The organism is Lysinibacillus sp. NPDC092081 (genome assembly GCF_044755845.1).
Classification (GTDB): Bacteria; Bacillota; Bacilli; order Bacillales_A; family Planococcaceae; genus Lysinibacillus.
Map to the genome: position 1 here is coordinate 64,817 of NZ_JBIVRU010000006.1, position 18,745 is coordinate 83,561.

The 18,745-nt window shown below is 37.6% G+C and carries 13 protein-coding genes, 2 pseudogenes, 1 riboswitch and 1 other annotated feature; of the genes and pseudogenes, 9 read left to right on the top strand and 6 right to left on the bottom strand.

What is annotated here, in order from left to right:
- Nucleotides 1-97: 97 nt before the first annotated feature.
- Together ACIQLB_RS11700 and ACIQLB_RS11705 are read left to right on the top strand one after the other, a co-directional pair.
- Nucleotides 98-892: a PhzF family phenazine biosynthesis protein gene (locus ACIQLB_RS11700; RefSeq protein ID WP_400725506.1), complete on the top strand. Its 795-nt coding sequence runs from the start codon at nucleotides 98-100 to the stop codon at nucleotides 890-892.
- Between the two features lie 81 nt (nucleotides 893-973).
- The gene (locus ACIQLB_RS11705) at nucleotides 974-1,768 is read left to right on the top strand and encodes a carbon-nitrogen family hydrolase (protein ID WP_400725509.1); all 795 of its coding nucleotides are present in this window, start codon (nucleotides 974-976) and stop codon (nucleotides 1,766-1,768) included.
- Between the two features lie 99 nt (nucleotides 1,769-1,867).
- On the opposite strand, the gene ACIQLB_RS11710 is transcribed toward ACIQLB_RS11705, so the two are convergent.
- Complete coding sequence (locus ACIQLB_RS11710) at nucleotides 1,868-3,436, bottom strand: PucR family transcriptional regulator (RefSeq protein ID WP_400725512.1); 1,569 nt, start codon at nucleotides 3,434-3,436, stop codon at nucleotides 1,868-1,870.
- Nucleotides 3,437-3,662: 226 nt separating this feature from the next.
- Here ACIQLB_RS11710 and ACIQLB_RS11715 point away from each other — a divergent pair.
- The 3 genes and pseudogenes from ACIQLB_RS11715 to ACIQLB_RS11725 all read left to right on the top strand — a co-directional run bounded on the left by ACIQLB_RS11715 (nucleotide 3,663) and on the right by ACIQLB_RS11725 (nucleotide 8,009).
- Nucleotides 3,663-5,071, top strand: a pseudogene (locus ACIQLB_RS11715) (amino acid permease).
- Between the two features lie 24 nt (nucleotides 5,072-5,095).
- Nucleotides 5,096-6,625: a CoA-acylating methylmalonate-semialdehyde dehydrogenase gene (locus tag ACIQLB_RS11720; protein ID WP_400725515.1), complete on the top strand. Its 1,530-nt coding sequence runs from the start codon at nucleotides 5,096-5,098 to the stop codon at nucleotides 6,623-6,625.
- Nucleotides 6,626-6,650: 25 nt separating this feature from the next.
- Nucleotides 6,651-8,009 (top strand): aspartate aminotransferase family protein, encoded by a 1,359-nt coding sequence (locus tag ACIQLB_RS11725; RefSeq protein WP_400725518.1) that lies wholly within the window; start codon nucleotides 6,651-6,653, stop codon nucleotides 8,007-8,009.
- Nucleotides 8,010-8,188: 179 nt separating this feature from the next.
- Here the strand turns inward: ACIQLB_RS11725 and ACIQLB_RS11730 are convergent, their stop codons facing one another.
- Nucleotides 8,189-9,358 (bottom strand): FtsW/RodA/SpoVE family cell cycle protein, encoded by a 1,170-nt coding sequence (locus ACIQLB_RS11730; RefSeq protein WP_400725521.1) that lies wholly within the window; start codon nucleotides 9,356-9,358, stop codon nucleotides 8,189-8,191.
- Between the two features lie 394 nt (nucleotides 9,359-9,752).
- On the opposite strand from ACIQLB_RS11730, the gene ACIQLB_RS11735 reads away from it, so the two are divergent.
- From ACIQLB_RS11735 to ACIQLB_RS11745, 3 genes and pseudogenes are all read left to right on the top strand, one after another.
- Nucleotides 9,753-11,426 (top strand): methyl-accepting chemotaxis protein, encoded by a 1,674-nt coding sequence (locus ACIQLB_RS11735; RefSeq protein ID WP_400725524.1) that lies wholly within the window; start codon nucleotides 9,753-9,755, stop codon nucleotides 11,424-11,426.
- Between the two features lie 359 nt (nucleotides 11,427-11,785).
- Nucleotides 11,786-12,739 (top strand): L-threonine 3-dehydrogenase, encoded by a 954-nt coding sequence (locus tag ACIQLB_RS11740; protein WP_400725527.1) that lies wholly within the window; start codon nucleotides 11,786-11,788, stop codon nucleotides 12,737-12,739.
- Between the two features lie 316 nt (nucleotides 12,740-13,055).
- A pseudogene (locus ACIQLB_RS11745) lies at nucleotides 13,056-13,838 on the top strand (AMP-binding enzyme); the annotation flags it as partial.
- A gap of 44 nt (nucleotides 13,839-13,882) precedes the next feature.
- Here the strand turns inward: ACIQLB_RS11745 and trpB are convergent.
- The 4 genes from trpB to ACIQLB_RS11765 form a co-directional block, all read right to left on the bottom strand.
- The gene (trpB, locus tag ACIQLB_RS11750; protein ID WP_400725530.1) at nucleotides 13,883-15,046 is read right to left on the bottom strand and encodes a tryptophan synthase subunit beta; all 1,164 of its coding nucleotides are present in this window, start codon (nucleotides 15,044-15,046) and stop codon (nucleotides 13,883-13,885) included.
- Between the two features lie 59 nt (nucleotides 15,047-15,105).
- Nucleotides 15,106-15,306: a binding site (T-box leader), on the bottom strand.
- Between the two features lie 90 nt (nucleotides 15,307-15,396).
- Nucleotides 15,397-15,879, bottom strand: coding sequence for a QueT transporter family protein (locus tag ACIQLB_RS11755; RefSeq protein ID WP_400725533.1), 483 nt, complete (start codon nucleotides 15,877-15,879; stop codon nucleotides 15,397-15,399).
- Between the two features lie 6 nt (nucleotides 15,880-15,885).
- A riboswitch (PreQ1 riboswitch) is annotated at nucleotides 15,886-15,930 on the bottom strand.
- Nucleotides 15,931-16,138: 208 nt separating this feature from the next.
- Nucleotides 16,139-16,534: a DUF1259 domain-containing protein gene (locus tag ACIQLB_RS11760; protein ID WP_400725536.1), complete on the bottom strand. Its 396-nt coding sequence runs from the start codon at nucleotides 16,532-16,534 to the stop codon at nucleotides 16,139-16,141.
- Nucleotides 16,535-16,638: 104 nt separating this feature from the next.
- A complete protein-coding gene (locus tag ACIQLB_RS11765; RefSeq protein WP_400725539.1) occupies nucleotides 16,639-16,893 on the bottom strand; it encodes a hypothetical protein in 255 nt (84 codons plus the stop codon).
- Nucleotides 16,894-17,494: 601 nt separating this feature from the next.
- On the opposite strand from ACIQLB_RS11765, the gene ACIQLB_RS11770 reads away from it, so the two are divergent.
- Entirely contained in the window at nucleotides 17,495-18,514 is a 1,020-nt protein-coding gene (locus ACIQLB_RS11770; RefSeq protein WP_400725542.1) for an ABC transporter substrate-binding protein, read from the top strand.
- The last annotated feature ends 231 nt before the right edge of the window (nucleotides 18,515-18,745 follow it).

An 18,745-nucleotide genomic window follows, 5' to 3' on the forward strand; every position in this document is an offset into this window, starting at 1 on the left:
TGATGCACATAATATTACTTTTTTTAGTAATTGTCTAGAGCCTTTTCAGTTAACTAAAAACTAAAAGAGACCCAATTATATATATGAGGTGAAAAAATTGAACAAAGTTTCATATTTTATCGTCAATGCTTTTACTACAGAACTTTACAAGGGAAATCCCGCAGCAGTCTGTTTACTTGATTCAACAATACCTGAGTCGACTATGCAGAAAATTGCTCAGGAGATCCCCGTACCAACAACAGCTTTTGTCCAAAAGAAAGATAATGATTTTTTTCTTAGATGGTTTACGCCAGCAAAGGAAATACCGATTTGTGGACATGGAACAATCGCTAGCGCTTTTTTACTCTGGAAACAAGGGATTGTACCCGTCAACTCGGCAATTACATTCCAGACTTTAAGTGGTCCTTTGCAAGCAATTTGGCTGGATGAACTAGTTAAAATAACAATTAAGAAGTACCAGTTAGAAGAGATTGAATGTCCTGTGGAGCTTGAAGAATGGCTTGGGTTGAAACCAACATATGTAGGAAAAACAGAATTGGATTATATAGTGGAGCTAAGTCACGAAGAGTATATTGCAGATTTTAAAGCTGATTTTCCTGCGATGAAACAGTTCCCTGTACGTGGTGTTTGTATTACAAGCATTTCTAAGGATGAGGGAATTGATATTGTCTCAAGATTCTTTTCTCCTGCACAAGGCATTGATGAAGACCATGTAAATGGTTCCACTCATGGAGCGTTAGGACCTTACTGGTGTGCAAAATTATCAAAAGAAAGCATCGTTAGCAAACAGCTTTCAAAACGTGGTGGATTATTGTACGTTACACCAAAAGTAGAAGATGTTGCTATTGCAGGTTCGGCAGTTCAAGTATTAAGTGGAGAAATATTAATCTAAATATTGAGCTTAAACCATGGAAGTAAGGTTGATTTATTGTAGTATAAATACAGAAAAGTACTGTCTAGAGGAGGAATAACAATGAAAATCGGTTGTATCCAATTAAACGTAGGCTTTGGCAAAGTAGAAGAAAATTTTGCTCGCGCTGAGGACAAGATTCGTGAAGCAGCAAAACAAGGTGCAGAAATTATTGTACTACCGGAGATGTGGAATACAGGCTATGCACTTGAAAAATTACCAGAGCTCGCAGATGTGGATGGAGAGCGTTCGAAAGCATTTTTATCGGATCTAACGAAAGAGCTTGGCGTACACATTGTTGGTGGCTCTGTTTCAACAAAGAAGGGCGATAAATTTTACAACACGATGTATACGTTTGATAAGAATGGTGAGTTAGTAGGTGAATATAACAAGGCACATCTTTTCCGTTTGATGGACGAGCATTTATATTTAGAAGCAGGGGATGAAATGAATCGCTTTACTCTTGGAGATATCGAGGCTGCAGGAGTGATTTGCTATGATATTCGCTTCCCTGAATGGCTACGTGCTCACGCCTTAGAGGGAGCAAAGGTATTGTTCGTACCGGCGCAATGGCCGACACCACGTATTGATCATTGGAAAACATTGCTGCAAGCACGTGCCATTGAAAATCAATGCTTTGTGGTCGCTGTTAATCGTATTTCTAGAAAGGTAGAAAACTTCAATGGTCAATCAATGATTATTCAACCATGGGGCGAAGTGCTTTGGGTTGGTGCAGAGGATGAAGAAGTAGCTGTCATCGACGTGGACTTTTCGATTGTCGATGAAGTCCGTGGCCGAATTCCAGTTTATGACGACCGCAGACCAGGATTATATAGCGGAGTAGTTACCGAAAACTAAAATTTGATAGCACGCTCAAGCGATGTTGAGCGTGCTAATCGATGAACATCGCTGATAAACCTGCGAACATCGCCGCTAAACCCGCCAACAACTAAGAAATTAATTCTTATCCTCAATCAAAGAATTAGCAAGCAGCATAAATTCAAGTGTAATGCGATTGTGGCCCTTCATGAAATTTTCCCCTAAGAGACTTTCAAGCTTTTTTAAGCGATGGTAGAGTGTTTGGCGTACGATGAACAGTTGATTGGCTGTTTGTTGTTTGGAGCCATTCGTTTGCAAGTATACTTGTAGAGTTTCTAGTAGCTTACTGTTATATTTTTTGTCGTATTCAATGACGGGCTGCAAATAATCTTGAATTACTTCCTGTAAATTGACTTGCATCTGTAATTTATAGATGAGGTGATACAGGTGTAAATCATCGTAAAAATAAGATGTTGTTTGTACTTTACTGCAAATATACAATGTTTCGAGTGCCGTTTGATAGCTCTTTGGTATTTCTTCTACGTCTGCAACGACTTTGCCAATGGCTACTTGATAACCTTGGACCATTTGTTTTTTATAAAAATCAGTTTTCTGAACGGAAGAAACTAACGTATTTAATAATTCGCGACTCGATTTACTATCCTTCGTATGGAGTAAAATAAAAATGACATAGCTTTTTCTTTCAAATAAAAATGGTATAAATCCATTTTGCTCAAAAAGGTTGCGATAGTAGAGCTTACTATAAATAATATCCTCTTGCACCTTAGAGACTGCATTAGGAGTTGCTAAAATAAAAACAGCCCCGCTAGAAAGTTTATAGTTAGAATGATAGGTTACGATAAATTTATAAATTTCCTCTTTCGATAGTTTTTGATCGATCCAATCCGCTAAAATAGAGGCATCCTCAATGTCCCTTTTCTCTTCAATATAAAAATCTCTCATTAACAGCTGTGCTAATGCAGTAGCTGTGCGGTCTAAAATAAGTAATTCAAACTCTGAGAATAGACCATCCTCTCTATAGAGCGTTAAATCTGCATAATGCTGGTCAAAAATAAAGATTGGTTCATTTTTAAATACTGGTGCTGATTTTTTCATCGTTAATAGTTGTTGGCGCTTATTATGAGGCATATTTGGAGAAAAGATAGGCTCTCGACCTTTAATAGAAAAGATAATTTGTGTCATTAATTCATTATACATATTTTGTAAAATTTCTTCTGCGGTTTGCCCTAATAGAGCATTTTTATTTAATGTTTGAGAGTAGGATTCTAAAGTAGAGATCATTAAATATTGTTGATTCATAATTTGACTATGTAAATCCTGTGTAATGCGGACAAAAGGGACAGTGTCATGAAAAACGATAATAGGGAAGCTGTGACGGTTAGCAAGAGCTACAATTACTTCTGGAATGGTTTGTATGGAAGTCCCGTATTCAATGCACAATGCAGCGCAATTTTTGTTGATTAAGGATTCTACAAAAAAGATAAAATCCGCTATGCTATGCTGGAGGCTTATCCCTGTTGTTAAAACCAGTTCATCACCAGCTAGAAAATTATCTACTTGTATAATTTCGATGACATGGGCCCATTTTACAATTCGTAATAATCCATCATCACCAGCTACGACCTCCGCACTTTGAAAGTATGTATTTTCTAATACATCCTTCACTTGAAGCTTAAATTGACTCACTTTTATCCCCCTTCCTTTTAACATAGATCTTCTTCCTGATTTCTTATTGATGTGATATTTTTGCTTAAATAAACTTAAATACCTTATTTTAAGAATGTTTAGTCTATTTTACATTATGTTTAAAACAAATGTATAGAATTTTACAGTTTGTCTATACCTTCGTTTCTATGTAACATGTAAAATTTTTGTAAGCGGTAATCCAATCTAATAAAAGAGGTGAACAGATATGGAGCAACAGACGCATTTACAAAGAGGGTTAAAGAAAAGGCATATGACGATGATCGCTATTGCAGGGGTTATTGGAGCCGGTCTATTTATGGGGAGCGGCTCAGTGATTAACTTAGCCGGCCCTGGCGCGATTTTATCTTATATCTTTGCGGGTATTATCGTTATTCTTGTCATGCGAATGCTTGGAGAAATGGCAGCTGTCAATCCAACAAGTGGGTCTTTCGCGCATTATGCACATGAAGCAATCGGTCCGTGGGCTGGTTTTATGATGGCTGGTTATATTGGTTTTTCTGGGTTGTTGCAATTGCTTTAGAGGCAACGGCAGCAGCGGCGATTATTCAATATTGGTATGATGGGATTCCTTTATGGCTACTAAGTCTTTTATTAACTGTAGCACTTACTTTAACAAATGTTGTTTCCGTAAAAGCTTTTGGTGAATTTGAATATTGGTTCTCTCTTATTAAGGTTACAAGTATTATAGCTTTTTTGGCACTTGGTGCATTTATTATTTTCGGTATCGCACCTAATTTTGATGCGGTAGGTACTGCCAATCTAATCGGTGAGGGGGGCTTTTTACCAAATGGTTTTGGTGCTGTCTTGATGGGTGTAGTGATTGTTATTTTCTCCTTTATGGGCACAGAAATTGTTGCCATTGCAGCAGGGGAATCTGACGAACCGTTAGCAGCGGTGACAAAAGCTACAAATTCAATTACTTGGCGTATTTTGATTTTCTATGTTGGATCAATAACGATAGTTGTCACATTATTACCTTGGCATTCCTCAGATATTTTAACGAGTCCCTATGTAGCAGTATTGGATTATATCGGTATTCCAGCAGCTGCACAAATCATGAATTTTGTTGTCTTAACAGCGGTTTTATCGTGCTTAAACTCCGCGCTATATGCGACATCTCGAATGGTATTTTCTTTAGCTGAGAAGGGGGAAGCCCCAAAAGCATTTTTGAAATTAAATAAAAAGGGAGCACCTGTTAATGCCATATTAACAGCGACATTCTTCTCTTATATTGCCGTTATTATGAACTATGTTTCACCAGATAAAGTATTTATGTTTTTACTTAGTTCATGTAGTGCAATCACGTTGATTCTTTACTTAATCATTGCTTTTTCACAATTAAAAATGCGACGGAAAATTGAGAAAGAAACTCCCGAGCTATTAAAAGTGAAAATGTGGTTATTCCCGTATTTAACGTATTTCACAATATTGGTTATAACAGCTTTGCTGGTCGCTATGTTCTTTATTGAATCGATGCGCTCACAAATTTTATTTACATGTGTTGTAGTGGCAGTAGTGATGATTTTCTATTTAGTTACACAAAGGAAAAAGTCATCAGACCCAGTAGATGAAGCAAGCTCTATTTTCCAAAAGGAAGAATTGGATTTTGAATAACAATAAATAAGGAGTGGGGAAATTATGACAGTTCAGCAAAAAATGAAAACGCTATCACATTTTATCAATGGTGTTGAAACAGCAGGTACTAGTGGTCGTTACTCGGAAGTATATAATCCAACAACAGGAGAGGTCATTGCGCAAGTTCCGTTAGCGACTAGAGATGAGGTGAAACAGGCTATCCAGCTAGCGAAGGCAGCTTTCCCATCATGGAAAAAGACATCGATTGGTAAACGGGTCGAGGTTTTGCATCGTTTCCGTCAGTTATTAGTAGAAAGACAGGATGAGCTTATTGAAGCGATTTGTGAGGAAAGTGGGAAAACGAAGGAAGACGCTAAGGGCGAAATTGTTCGTGGTATTGAATCCGTAGATATGGCAATAAGTGCTCCGCAAATGCTGAAGGGAGAATACTCGGTTAATGTAGGCGGCAATATTAATGCCTTCTCTGCAAAAGCCCCACTTGGAGTTGTTGCAACAATTGCGCCATTTAATTTCCCTGTTATGGTTCCACTGGCGATTACAAGTATGGCGGTTGCGGTAGGAAATGCAGTTATTTTAAAGCCGTCTGAGCGTGTGCCGATCTCAGCACTATTTTTAAGTAGCTTATGGAAAGAGGCAGGTCTGCCAGATGGGATTTGGACAGTCGTTAATGGTGATAAAGAAGCGGTTAATGAACTGCTTGAAAATAAAGAAATACAAGCAATTTCATTTGTTGGATCCACACCTGTTGCGGAGTATATTTACCAAACAGGGACGAAGCACAATAAACGTGTCGCTGCGTTTGGTGGCGGGAAGAACTTTATGATTGTCATGCCGGATGCAAACCTAGAGCAAACAGCTAATGCCTTTTTAGGTGCAGCATTCGGAGCGGCGTCTCAGCGTTGTATGGCTATTTCAGGAGCGATTGTCGTTGGGAAAGATACTGAACAACGCTTTACAGAAATATTAAAGGAGAAAATCTTGAAATTAAAGGTTGGTCCATATACAGATGACGAGGTAGACTTTGGCCCAGTCATTACGCAGCAATCAAAAGATACCATTCTACGATATATCGATGGTGCTATTGCGGAAGGAGCAAATCTTGTAACGGACGGCCGAAATCCAAAAATATGTGAAACATCTAAAGGCTTCTATCTTGGTCCGACATTGTTAAATAATATAACTCCAGAAATGACTATTTTTAAAGAGGAGGTTTTTGGTCCTGCACGTATTATTGTAGGCGCTGAAACCTTACAAGAAGCTATTGATTTAATTAATGACCACGAACTTGGGAATGGCGTTACGATGTTTACGAGCAGCGGTTCGGCAGCGCATAAATTCCAAGAAGAAATTGAAGTTGGTATGGTAGGCGTTAATGTTCCGATTCCGATTCCAGTTGGCTATCACAACTTTGGCGGATGGAAGCGATCTAAGTTTGGTGAAGGGCATATGTTTGGACCAGACCAAGCACGATTCTTCACGAAAGCGAAAACGATTTCTGAACGTTGGCCAGATGAAACAGAGGATACGACAAGTTCATTTGCGTTCCCAAGTAATAACGATGTGAATAAGTGAAAATAACATAAAGAGGTGTATAGATATGGTTCAAGTAAATCTTAAAAGTGACATTTTAAAGAAAGATGAACAATATGTATGGCATTCTATGAAACCCTACAATCCACAAGCAACATATGTAGTAGAAAAATCAAATGGTGCGAGGATTATTGATACAGATGGAATTGAATACATCGATGCAATGGCAGGATTGTGGTGTGTAAATGTAGGCTATGGACGCAAGGAATTAGCGGATGTGGCACATGAGCAAATGATGAAAAATGCATATGCTCCTTTATCGCAGGGACATTTACCAGCAGTTGAACTGGCTGAAAAGATTAATGAAATGCTTGGCGGAGATTATGTTATTTTCTTCTCTAATAGTGGGTCAGAGGCTAATGAAACTGCGTTTAAAATTGCGCGTCAGTATCATCAACAAAAAGGGGAAAGCTCTCGTTATAAAATTATTTCTCGCTACCGTGCATATCACGGAAGTTCTTTTGGAGCATTGGCTGCGACAGGGCAAGCGGAACGAAAATATAAATATGAACCATTATCTCCTGGATTTATTCATGTAGCACCACCTGATCAATATCGAGAACATGAAAGTGATACACTTGCCCCAGCAGATTTAGCAAGCGTCAAGGCTGTAGATAAGACGATGACATGGGAGCTAAGTGACACAGTAGCCGCAATGATTTTAGAACCAATTATTACAGGTGGGGGCGTCATTATGCCGCCGGAGAACTATTTAAGAGGCATTGAAGAAGTGTGTAAAAAACATGGAGCTTTAATGATTGTAGACGAAGTAATTTGTGGCTTTGGTCGAACAGGTAAGCCATTTGGATTTATGAACTACGGTGTTAAACCTGATATTATTACGATGGCAAAAGGGATTACAAGTGCCTATTTACCATTATCAGCTACAGCGGTAAAACGGGAAGTTTATGAGGCGTTTACTGGCTCTGATGCATACGGTTATTTCCGTCATGTCAATACATTTGGTGGATCACCAGTCGCATGTGCGGTTGCATTAAAAAATATTGAGATTCTTCAGCGAGAAGCATTGTTTGAAAGATCTAGTGAGGTTGGAGCTGCTACTTTGCAAGCACTTCAGCAAGCATTGAGTAATCACCCGAATGTTGGGGATGTTCGAGGCAAAGGTTTATTAATTGGTATCGAGTTAGTGTCAGATAAAACGTCGAAGGAGCCTTTACCAGTAGATAAAGTAAATGCTGTTATTGCTGCATGTAAGGAGCAGGGTGTTATTATAGGTAAAAATGGTGCAACTGTTGCAGGCTTTAATAATGTATTAACATTATCTCCACCACTTAATATTGTACAAGAGGATCTTAATACAATCATAAAAGTTGTGATTGATAGTATTCAAAAAATGAAGGCATAATATAAAATCTAAAAGCAAAGCTGTCTCTAAAGTCGTAGGTAAACTTTTGAGACAGCTTTTTGATTGTCTTATAGCCTTAGAAAGGCTAGGCGAAGTATGAGTATGAACAAAGCTCCTCCTGTTAGGAATAGCAATAATAAAATTCTCTTTTTTAAAGTATCGTTCATACACGCCTTCACCTACTCTTCTGTTGTTTTAAACATGTAGCCACTATAAGAATTATAGATAATCATCACAATGCCCATTAACATGAAATTGGAGATGAGTGAACTTCCGCCATAGCTTAAAAACGGTAATGTCATACCTGTTACAGGTAAAAGTCCAATTGTCATACCGATATTTTGTGTAATTTGGAAGGCTAACAAACTAGAAATACCAGCTCCCATCAGCGCCATAAATGGGTCCTTTGCTTCTACTGTAATAAGAACAATACGGTAAATAACGAAGAATAAAAGAGTAATGACAAATGCCCCTCCAACGAACCCGAACTCTTCAGCGATGTTCGCAAAAATGAAATCTGTATGCTTTTCCACGACATAAACATTATTGTTCATGTAACCTTTTCCGGTAAACTGTCCTGTACCAATTGCTGAAAATCCCTGCCTCGTTTGAAAAGATGAGTCCGGATATTCATTAGGCTGCAACCATCCATTAATTCGAGAAATCTGATGCCCTGACATTTTATTTAATATTTTGTCTGTGAAAAATTCATTAAATTTTACATATAGTATAGCCACAACGCTGAGAATTGATACTGGAATGGCTGTAAGGATTATTAGCAATTTTCTTTGTATACCTGAAAAGAAAAGCATCGGTACAATCATCGACATATAAAGCATGACCATGCCCGTATCAGGTTGCTTGTAAACAGCGAGCATAGGAGGAAGAGTAAGAACAGCAATGATTAAGAGTAGCCGCATATCTGTTAAAAAGGTAGGACGCACATATTTTTCTCTATGTGCAACAATAACCTTACTGACCACGATTAAAAGCGCGAACTTTAAAAACTCTGACGGCTGGAATGAACCTAATACTGGAATTTGGTACCAACGCTTCGCCTCATTGACAGTCCGGGCTATACTTTCGGGTGCGATGAATAAAGCAAATGTTAACAAGATCATCGCCCAATAAAATGGCCATCCAATTTTTTTAAGTTGCTCAATATCAAGCGTTGCTACGACATACATAACTAAAAATCCGATTAGGTAATAAAATAACTGCTTTATAATAAACGAGCTTGAATACTGCTCAAACACCGTACTGCTGGAATGAACAAAGAGACAACTAATAATACCGAGCAATAACAAGCTAATGACTAAACTTTTATCTAATTTATTGATTTGTAACATTCAAACACCTCCTTTTTACCACACTATTAATAGACAACGATAAGAAAATACAGAAGGTTGCAAGTTAAATGTTTATTACAAAAATTACAAATCGTAAATCAATTTTACTAATATATTAATTTTACATTTGATTCTAATTTGTGTAGATTTATAGATTACTACAATCACGTTTGGTTTATTTTCTGAGCTCTTCTGATGATTGCTCTTAGGGTTACGATTGTGTTATATGCGAAAGCGAAACGCTGAAACAGAATGTGTTGTTCAATATGATAACTTTGTGTTCGAGTAAATCGGTATAATTTCACAACTCTTCGTGCAATCTTTACAAAAACATAACACTGGCTTTATATCTTCATACTATCATTATCGGTAAGCGTTGGAGAAGGAGCCAAAAATGATGCATTTTTTTCGATACATAATGGTGAAGGACAAGTTACTTGTGCTGATGATTGTTTGTGTACTATCGAACGTGTTGCTAGGTATTTTTAGTGTTGATTATTTACGGAAAATGTCATGGCATGCAAGTGAAAGCTATACAGAAGGACTTGTACCAATTGGATGGTTAAATCAACTAGAGGAATCACAACGACAATTAGATTATTTAGTAGATTCAGCTGGTGCTTATCAAGAAATGACTGTCATTTTAAAAAATACTGAGCAGTCTTTCAATCATTTAGAAAGTCTAGAGATTGATAAAAAGATGAACCTTCAGATGAAGAAATTTAAGACCTTACTAGCACAGCAAGTAGAATTGATTGATAGCTATAAGCAATTGGGTCAAAATGAACAACAACAATTTTATGTCCAGTCTTATTTACCTGTAAGCCAGCAAAGTCATTCATTATTAGAAGAAACTCAAAGTTATTTAGTTCAGAGGGCTACGGAACAGCAACAGACATATCAGAAAGATGTGCAATTTGGTTATTGGCTATTAGGAGGAGTATGTTTATTTGTTGTTTTATTAGTAATCTGTATAGGATTTATAGCAACAAAAGCTGTGAATATACCAACACGTCAATTGAAGTCATTATTAAAGCGTGCAGAGCAGGGTGATTTCACAGCGAATGCCAGTTATGTGGCGCAGGATGAGCTTGGCGAGGTAGTGTTGTCTTATAATCAAATGGTAACAGAGATGAAAAGACTACTTCATACAGTATCAAATAGTGCACATGAGGTTGAAGAAATGACCGGGAAACTGCAGGAATCTTCCGAGCAATCGTCTAATATGACGCGCAAAATTGCAAAGGATGTGCAGTCCATTTCAGATTCAACTGATGCTTCTACAAAAAAATTAGCTTCTAATACAGCATCTTTAGAGGAAGTGCTAAATGGTGTGCAAGTAATTTTAGAAAAAGTACAGGTTGTAGAAAATTTTGCTCATAAAACTGCACGTGATGCAGAGAGTGGTACGGAAATTGTACAGGCAAATTTAACACAAATACAGGCTATTAAACTTGCAGTTGAAAAATCGAATACAGCCATTTTTAATCTTGTAGAGAGAGCAGCTACAATCGATCAAATGGTTGAGGTGATTGAAAAAATTACTGCGCAAACAAATCTCTTAGCCTTAAATGCTTCTATTGAGGCAGCTAGAGCAGGGGAGCATGGTAAAGGATTTGCGGTTGTAGCCAATGAAGTTCGCAAACTCGCGGAGCAAACCGTTCATTCAACGCAAACGATTACGTCCATTGTACAAAACATTCATTTAGAATCTAGCTATGCTGTGCAAATGATGGAAGGTGTGTTAGTTGCAACTGAAAAGGGTGTGCAGGTTACAGGAGATACGGCAACAAGCTTTGATCAAATCTTAGAAAAAGTACATACAATTAAGCCATATATAATGGAAGTATCTGCAACCGTTCAAGAAATCGCCAACCATACGAAAAAGGTTAGTGAAGATGCGGTGATGTTAACATCATTTTCTGATACGAATGCAGCATCAACTAAACATGTAGCTACTTTAACAGCCGATCAATTAAACGCGCAGCAGCAATTCCATGATTATATTAGAGAGCTACATAAGGTATCCAAAGTTTTACAAATAGCCGTAAAGCGTTTCTCAATTTAATAAGAACAAATGGAACTTTCTTTGTATACAAAGAAGGTTCTTTTTTGGACTAGTAGGTGCAAGGGTCATTTTTTCAAAGAGAATTAATATTGCTCCTATGTGGTGAAAAATAAATAATTGTCCTTTCTGGGTGTACATATGTATTTTATTTGTTTTGATAGCACAATATTTTATAGGTCTCATATACTGATTATAAAGGATTTTTCATTCTAATTCCCAAAATTAAAAATATTATGGTTGTATTTTTAATATGAACAAATTATAATGAAATTCATTGGAAGTGTTATTAAAACAATGTTTGTTTATATATTATTGTACATTCCAAAAGTACAATTGTTCATAGGTGGAGGTTTGGAGAAATGAAAAAGATAATGGTTACAGGAGCACTAGGTCAAATAGGTTCTGAGCTTGTAGAAAAACTCCGTAGTGTTTATGGAGAGGACAATGTATTAGCGACAGATATTCGGAAGCTTGAGCATTCTAAGGGTCCATTTGAAGTATTGGACGTGACGGATGGACAAAGAATGCATGATTTAGCGAAGGATTTTGGTGCAGATACAATGATGCATTTAGCGGCGTTATTATCAGCGACAGCAGAAAGAAATCCGTTACTGGCGTGGAATTTAAATATGGGTGGGTTAATGAATGCGTTGGAGGTTTCGCGTGAGTTAAACTTGCAATTTTTTACACCAAGCTCAATAGGAGCGTTCGGTCCATCGACACCGAAGGATAATACGCCACAGGATACATTACAGCGTCCAACAACAATGTATGGGGTAAATAAAGTTGCTGGTGAGCTATTATGTGATTATTATTTCAATCGTTTTGGTGTAGATACTCGCGGTGTACGCTTCCCAGGGTTAATTTCATACGTAACTCCTCCAGGAGGTGGTACTACAGACTATGCAGTAGAGATCTTCTATGAGGCGATCGAGCAAGGTAAGTACACATCTTATATTCAAGAAGGTACGAAGATGGACATGATGTACATGCCAGATGCATTGCAGGCTATTGTAGATTTAATGGAAGCCGATAGTAGCAAACTAATACATCGCAATGCCTTTAATATCACTGCAATGAGCTTCGAACCATCTGAAATTGCGGCGGAAATTAAAAAGCATTTGCCACATTTCCGTATGGATTATAATGTAGATCCAGTACGTCAAGCGATAGCAGATAGTTGGCCAGATTCTTTAAATATAGAAGCGGCACAGAAAGAATGGGGCTTTAAAGCACAATACGACTTATCAAAAATGACAGTTGATATGCTAGAAAAATTAAAAATCAAACTACAAACAAAAGCCTGTTCATAATTAAGAATTCCTGAAAAAACGGATGAAGAAAACAATATAGTTTTCTTCATCTTTTTGTGTTGGAACACAAAATCGTCAAGGAAATCTCTGTGAATGCTGTGACACTTTAAATGGGGTGATTTACGTTTTTAGACAACCCACTTTCCTACAGGCGCGATTCTCATGTTACTATCAGGGATTTTTGATATTTTATCAGCGATTCTTATGTTGTTATCGGCGATCGGCATTTTGTAGCATCGAGCCGCTTCCTCCGCTTTCGTTGTTGTTGCTGTCGCTCCGCTTTCGCACAGAAACATCTGTTGGCCCAAGCCCCCTGGAAAGCGCCCAGTCGGAGCGAGATATAAGTTCTCTACGAGCTATTTGTTGTGGTGGCTCTGCTTCACCTACTCGACTTATTCGTACATTTGAAGAGCAATATGGCATTCCATATATAGTCGTATATGGAATGACTGAAACAACACCGATTGTAGCGTTATCAAATTATATGTCTTGGATGGATGAATGGCCAATTGAAAAGCGTATTGAATCGCGAGCAATGCAAGGAATGACGATGGCCGGTATTGAATCGAGTATTATTAATGACAATGGAGAAGTGCCATGGGATGGAGAGACAATGGGTGAGTTACGCTTACGAGGTCCATGGATTTCACACGAGTACTATCGTGATGAACGCACAAATGATGCCTATCGTGACGGCTGGTTATATACAGGGGACATTGCGGTGAGAACAGAGGATGGCTTTATCAAAATAACAGATCGTACAAAGGATTTAATTAAATCAGGCGGGGAGTGGATCTCCTCAGTTGATTTAGAAAATACGTTAATGACACATGATGCTGTTTTGGAAGCAGCAGTTATTGCAATTCCGCATGTCAAATGGCAAGAACGCCCGCTAGCTTGCGTAGTATTGAAGGAAGGAAAGTCAGCAAGTGAAGAGGAGCTTCTTGCATTTTTAGAAAGCCAATTTGCAAAATGGTGGGTACCAGATGATGTGGTATTTTTAGATGAAATTCCAAAAACATCAGTTGGGAAGTTTCTGAAAGCTAAGCTTCGAGACAATGTGGCAGAAATTTATCCGAAATTAGGTTCATTCGTATAGTTAAAAGAGCGATTTCCATAAAGGGAAGTCGCTCTTTCATTTTTTTATCTATTTAACATTTGAAATACTTGTTCCACGTCTTTGTCTCCACGGCCAGAGATATTGATAATAATGCTCTCTTCTGAAGATAATGTTGGGGCAAGTTTTAGTGCATGAGCAACTGCGTGCGAGCTTTCAAGTGCAGGAATAATACCTTCAACTTTTGACAGCACTTGGAATGCTTCAAGCACCTCTTCATTTGTCACCGTTACATATTCTCCGCGACCAATTGTTTTTAAATAGCTATGCTCTGGACCAGCACCAGGATAATCTAGTCCAGCGGCAATCGAATAGGTTGGTAGTGGATTGCCCTCTGCATCTTGCAGTACTAAACATTTGAAGCCGTGTAATTCACCCGGTGTTCCTTCATTTAATGTTGCTGCCTTATCGGGTTCAATACCGATGAGGCGAACTTTTTCATCTGTAATATATTCTGCAAATGCACCAATCGCATTACTACCACCGCCGACACAAGCAAGTACTGCTGCTGGTAGCTTCCCTTCTTTTTCTAAAATTTGTTCACGACTTTCACGGCTAATGACTGATTGGAAATGCTTTACCATTGAAGGGAATGGGTGAGGTCCAACAGCAGAACCTAGTAAATAGAAAGTCGACGCATAGTTTTTTACTAAATCAGCAAATGCTGCATCCACTGCATCTTTTAGTCGTCCTTGACCTTTATCAACGGCTACTACCTTAGCACCAAGAAGCTCCATACGGAAGACGTTTAATGCTTGGCGCTTAGTATCTTCTAAGCCCATATAAATTGTGCAATCCATCCCGAACATTGCACAAGCAGTTGCTGTTGCTACACCATGCTGACCGGCACCTGTTTCGGCGATAACACGATTAGCACCCATGCGCTTTGCCAATAAAATCTGACCTAGAACGTTATTAATTTTATGAGAACCTGTATGGTTAAGATCTTCACGCTTTAAATAAATTTTTGCGCCACCTAATTGTTTTGTTAAATTTTCAGCAAAATAAAGTGGAGATTTGCGCCCAACATATTCACGGAAATAATAATCTAGCTCTTTATTAAAGTCTTCATCGTCTTTATAGTTTTGGAAGTTTTCATCTAAAATAGTTAATACATTTTGAAGCTCATCAGGAACAAAGCTACCTCCAAATTCACCGAAATATCCTTTTTTCTCTGCAACTGTACTCATCTTCTCTCGACTCCTCTATCTAATTTTTCCATAAAAAAAAGCCACTACAATCCTTCTGTAAAAAGGACGAGTAACCGTGGTGCCACCTTCATTCGCAAAAATTGCGCGCTTTCGTACTCCGGTAACGGGGAGTAAATTCGTCCTCACATTTGATGAGGCTGCTCCAAAGTCCATTCACAAGTTTGTACTACTGATTTGCACCAACCATCAGCTCTCTTTGAGTACGACTGCTTGCTACTATTCTTTTTCCTAGCATTTATTGAAATGAATTGTAAAGTATTTTCAGAATAGTGTCAAGGTGTGCTGGTACCAAGAAAATAAAAAAGACGAATCTAATAAGATCCGTCTGTTTAAATTAAATTTTTGAAGTTTAAGCGTTTATTCAATATATACATAATCGGTGCACCGACTGCTAAGACAACAAATTCACCTGCAGCAACAGTTAACCATGTCCAGAAGAATGGTAATTCTAATGCTAAGTTCAATTCAAAGGCAATGATAAACATAGTGCATGTAAATAATAATGTATTGATGACTAAACGTGCCCAAATATTTTTGACAAATTTACAAATAAGAATGAGCAACCCAAGAGTAATCATCGAATGCCCAACACCAAAAATTAAATCGTAGATGCCGAGTGGTGAAAAAATATTGGAGATAAATACGCCAATAATAATCCCAACGGCAAAGCGTGGATTAAAGGCAACTAAATGGTTAAACATTTCGGATAGACGGAATTGCACCTCTGTAAATCCAAATGATCCGACTAGTAATGTAACAGCAATGTAGAGCGCTGCAATAATGCCACTCGTTGCTAAAAATTTTATTTTCATATTCATTTCTCCTTAGTTTTTTTACGTGGGATGGTTACGAACCACGTGAAGCAAATGCAATCATATCAATGTTCATGCTTATTTGTAAATAGCGATAAGTAAAAAAGCGTAAAATTGCATGTTTAGGATTAATTAACATGTGTATATTTGGAATCCATCAGGAGGGGCTTGTACATAGATGAGAAGTAACCACTAAAGTTAGAGTCCAGTCATGTCAAAAAAGAACTGTTCTAAGCAGTTCTTTTAACAAGTGTAGTTATCAGTAGTTTTTTAAAACACTAAATGCTTGAGCAAATTTTTGGGCAAAGATTAATGGGGGCTCTATTGATTGAAAGTGAACGTATAAAATAGCGGGGTCCGAATATATCCAGTGATTATGAACAGCACTTATAATCAAATTATTTTCTGCAAGTACCTTAACAAATGGAGGTAATTCCTCTTGAAGTACTACAACTTCACCTAAGTTAAGTGCATTTCCATATATATCGAGTGATTCGAATGTTATCCCAGCATGAAGTGCACTACGACTTGGGCGACCTTGAATCATAACATTAAGATTTCGATTAAGTCTTACTGAGCATACGCCATGTTCCATAGAAGCTTTTCCGTTGGCAATCTGTGCGAATTTTGTACACATATCTTGAAAGCTTAGCATTTTAGACACCTCTACTTTTTTAATATTTATAATGAGGACGTCTTGGCGCGAAAGTAGTACGTAAACATATCACTATCTTGATATAAAGGGTTTCTGATTTGAAATTACTCCTCTATAATATTTTTAATTTCTTCTATTTCAATAATTAAATCGTCTACTTGTTTCTTGAATTCATCTGTATATTCTAATTCCTCATCCAATTCTTTGGTATACTCTAAGGCATTTAAGGCAAAATCCAGAGCAAATGCGAATAGACTGTCACAAAGATTAGAAATGATTGTGTCAATATCTCCTATTTTAGCATTTTGCTTCTCTTGTGAATAAGAAGGTTGTTTTAAATCCATTTCATCATTATTCATGGTATTCCTCCTTTTTGGAAACAGCACTAGTCTCATCATATGCATTAAATGTAAAAAAGGAGACTGAACTGTGTAGATCAATCTCGTTAGCAAAAAAAATGTAACCATTAAGAGAGAGTACAAGAGGTCGTTCTAAAGCACTCGCAGGTTGTTTTTATTCAGCCATTCAAGGTGTTGCTCAAACGCACGTATGCTTCCCGGATATCCCGTTACCCCAAAGTAGTTGGTTAGTAGATATCTTGAAGAAGTAATAATGAATAAATAATGTTATGAAAGCCTGACATTTCTTATGGGGAATGTAAGGCTTTCCAGGTTTTATATAAATTTCTTAAAAAATCAAATCTCAGAAAAATAACTTTGCAAAATTGTCATAAAAATTTTTGTTATGTTAGAAAAAGAAATCGATTTATAGAAATAGCGTAATTTAGCGGTTTAAAGCGACAAATTGAGTGAAAAAATAAAATATTTTGTTGAGTTTAAAAGTCAGAACATTCATAATGTTGTTGACGAAGCGATATAATAAAGATAATATAGCGATACGTTCACACTTTGTTTGGATAAAGTGTGATAAATATCAAAGATAATATCGGGGGGATTATTTGTGAGAAGCAATTTAAAAAAGCTTTCGTTCCTGTTATTTGGATTAGTTTTAATGCTTGCTGCTTGTGGCAACAGTGGCTCTAGTTCATCAGATTCGAAAGAGAAAGAAAAGAATAATGCAAGTGAGAGCAATTCAGATGACAAAACATATAAGATTGGGATTACTCAAATTGTTGAGCATCCATCTTTAAACGCTGCAACTGATGGCTTTAAAAAGGCAATTGAAGATTCAGGATTAAAAGTTGAGTACGATCCACAAATAGCGCAAGGAGATAACAGCCTTAATACGACGATTGCAAACAATCTAGTAAGTGCCAACGTAGATTTAATCTTTGCTAATTCTACACCTTCTGCACAAGCAGCGGCGACAGCTACTAGTGATATTCCGATCGTCTTCACTTCTGTAACGGATGCTGTTGGCGCACAGTTAATAGATTCTATGGAGAAGCCAGGGAAAAATGTAACAGGAACGATCGATTTACATCCTGATACTATTTCGAAAACAGTGGCATTCTTAAAGGAACTAGGCGCGAAAAAAGTAGGTATGGTTTACAACGCTGGTGAGCAAAACTCAGTAGCACAAGTAAAAGAAGTGAAAAAGGTCATGGGCGAGCAAGGCCTAACAGTAGTTGAGGCATCTGCGGCAACTTCTGCGGAAGTAAAGCAAGCTGCTGAATCATTAATCGGTAAAGCAGATGCATTCTATATCATTACTGATAATACAGTAGTTTCGGCTCTTGAGTCTGTAATTGATGTAGCGAATGCCAATAAATTACCACTAGTTGTTGGAGAACTTGACTCTGTGGCACGTGGTGGCTTAGCGGCATATGGTTTTGAATATTATGACATCGGTTATGAAGCGGGGCAAATGGCTGTGAAGATTCTAAAAGGTGAAGCAACACCTGCTGATATACCAGCTCAATACCCACAAAAGCTAAAACTATTAATAAATAAAAAAGTAGCCGATGATTTAGGAATCGAAATTAAAGATTCTTGGGGTGCAGAGCTTTTAGAAAAGTAATGCCTGACATGATCATCTAATGGAGCGAAGCGGGGGAGAACTAAAACTGCCTCCGCTTTATCTACTTTTATGAGGAAGAATCAGCACTCTGTTTGCGGATAGAATACATTTAAGAATTATGTATTGATCTACAAGTATGGGTGGGCAGTCCTTTCTAGTGGCATCTTATTAGAATACTAATTTATGAGAAGGTTATAGTTCACACCGAAAGTTATACGTTATGTGGATAAG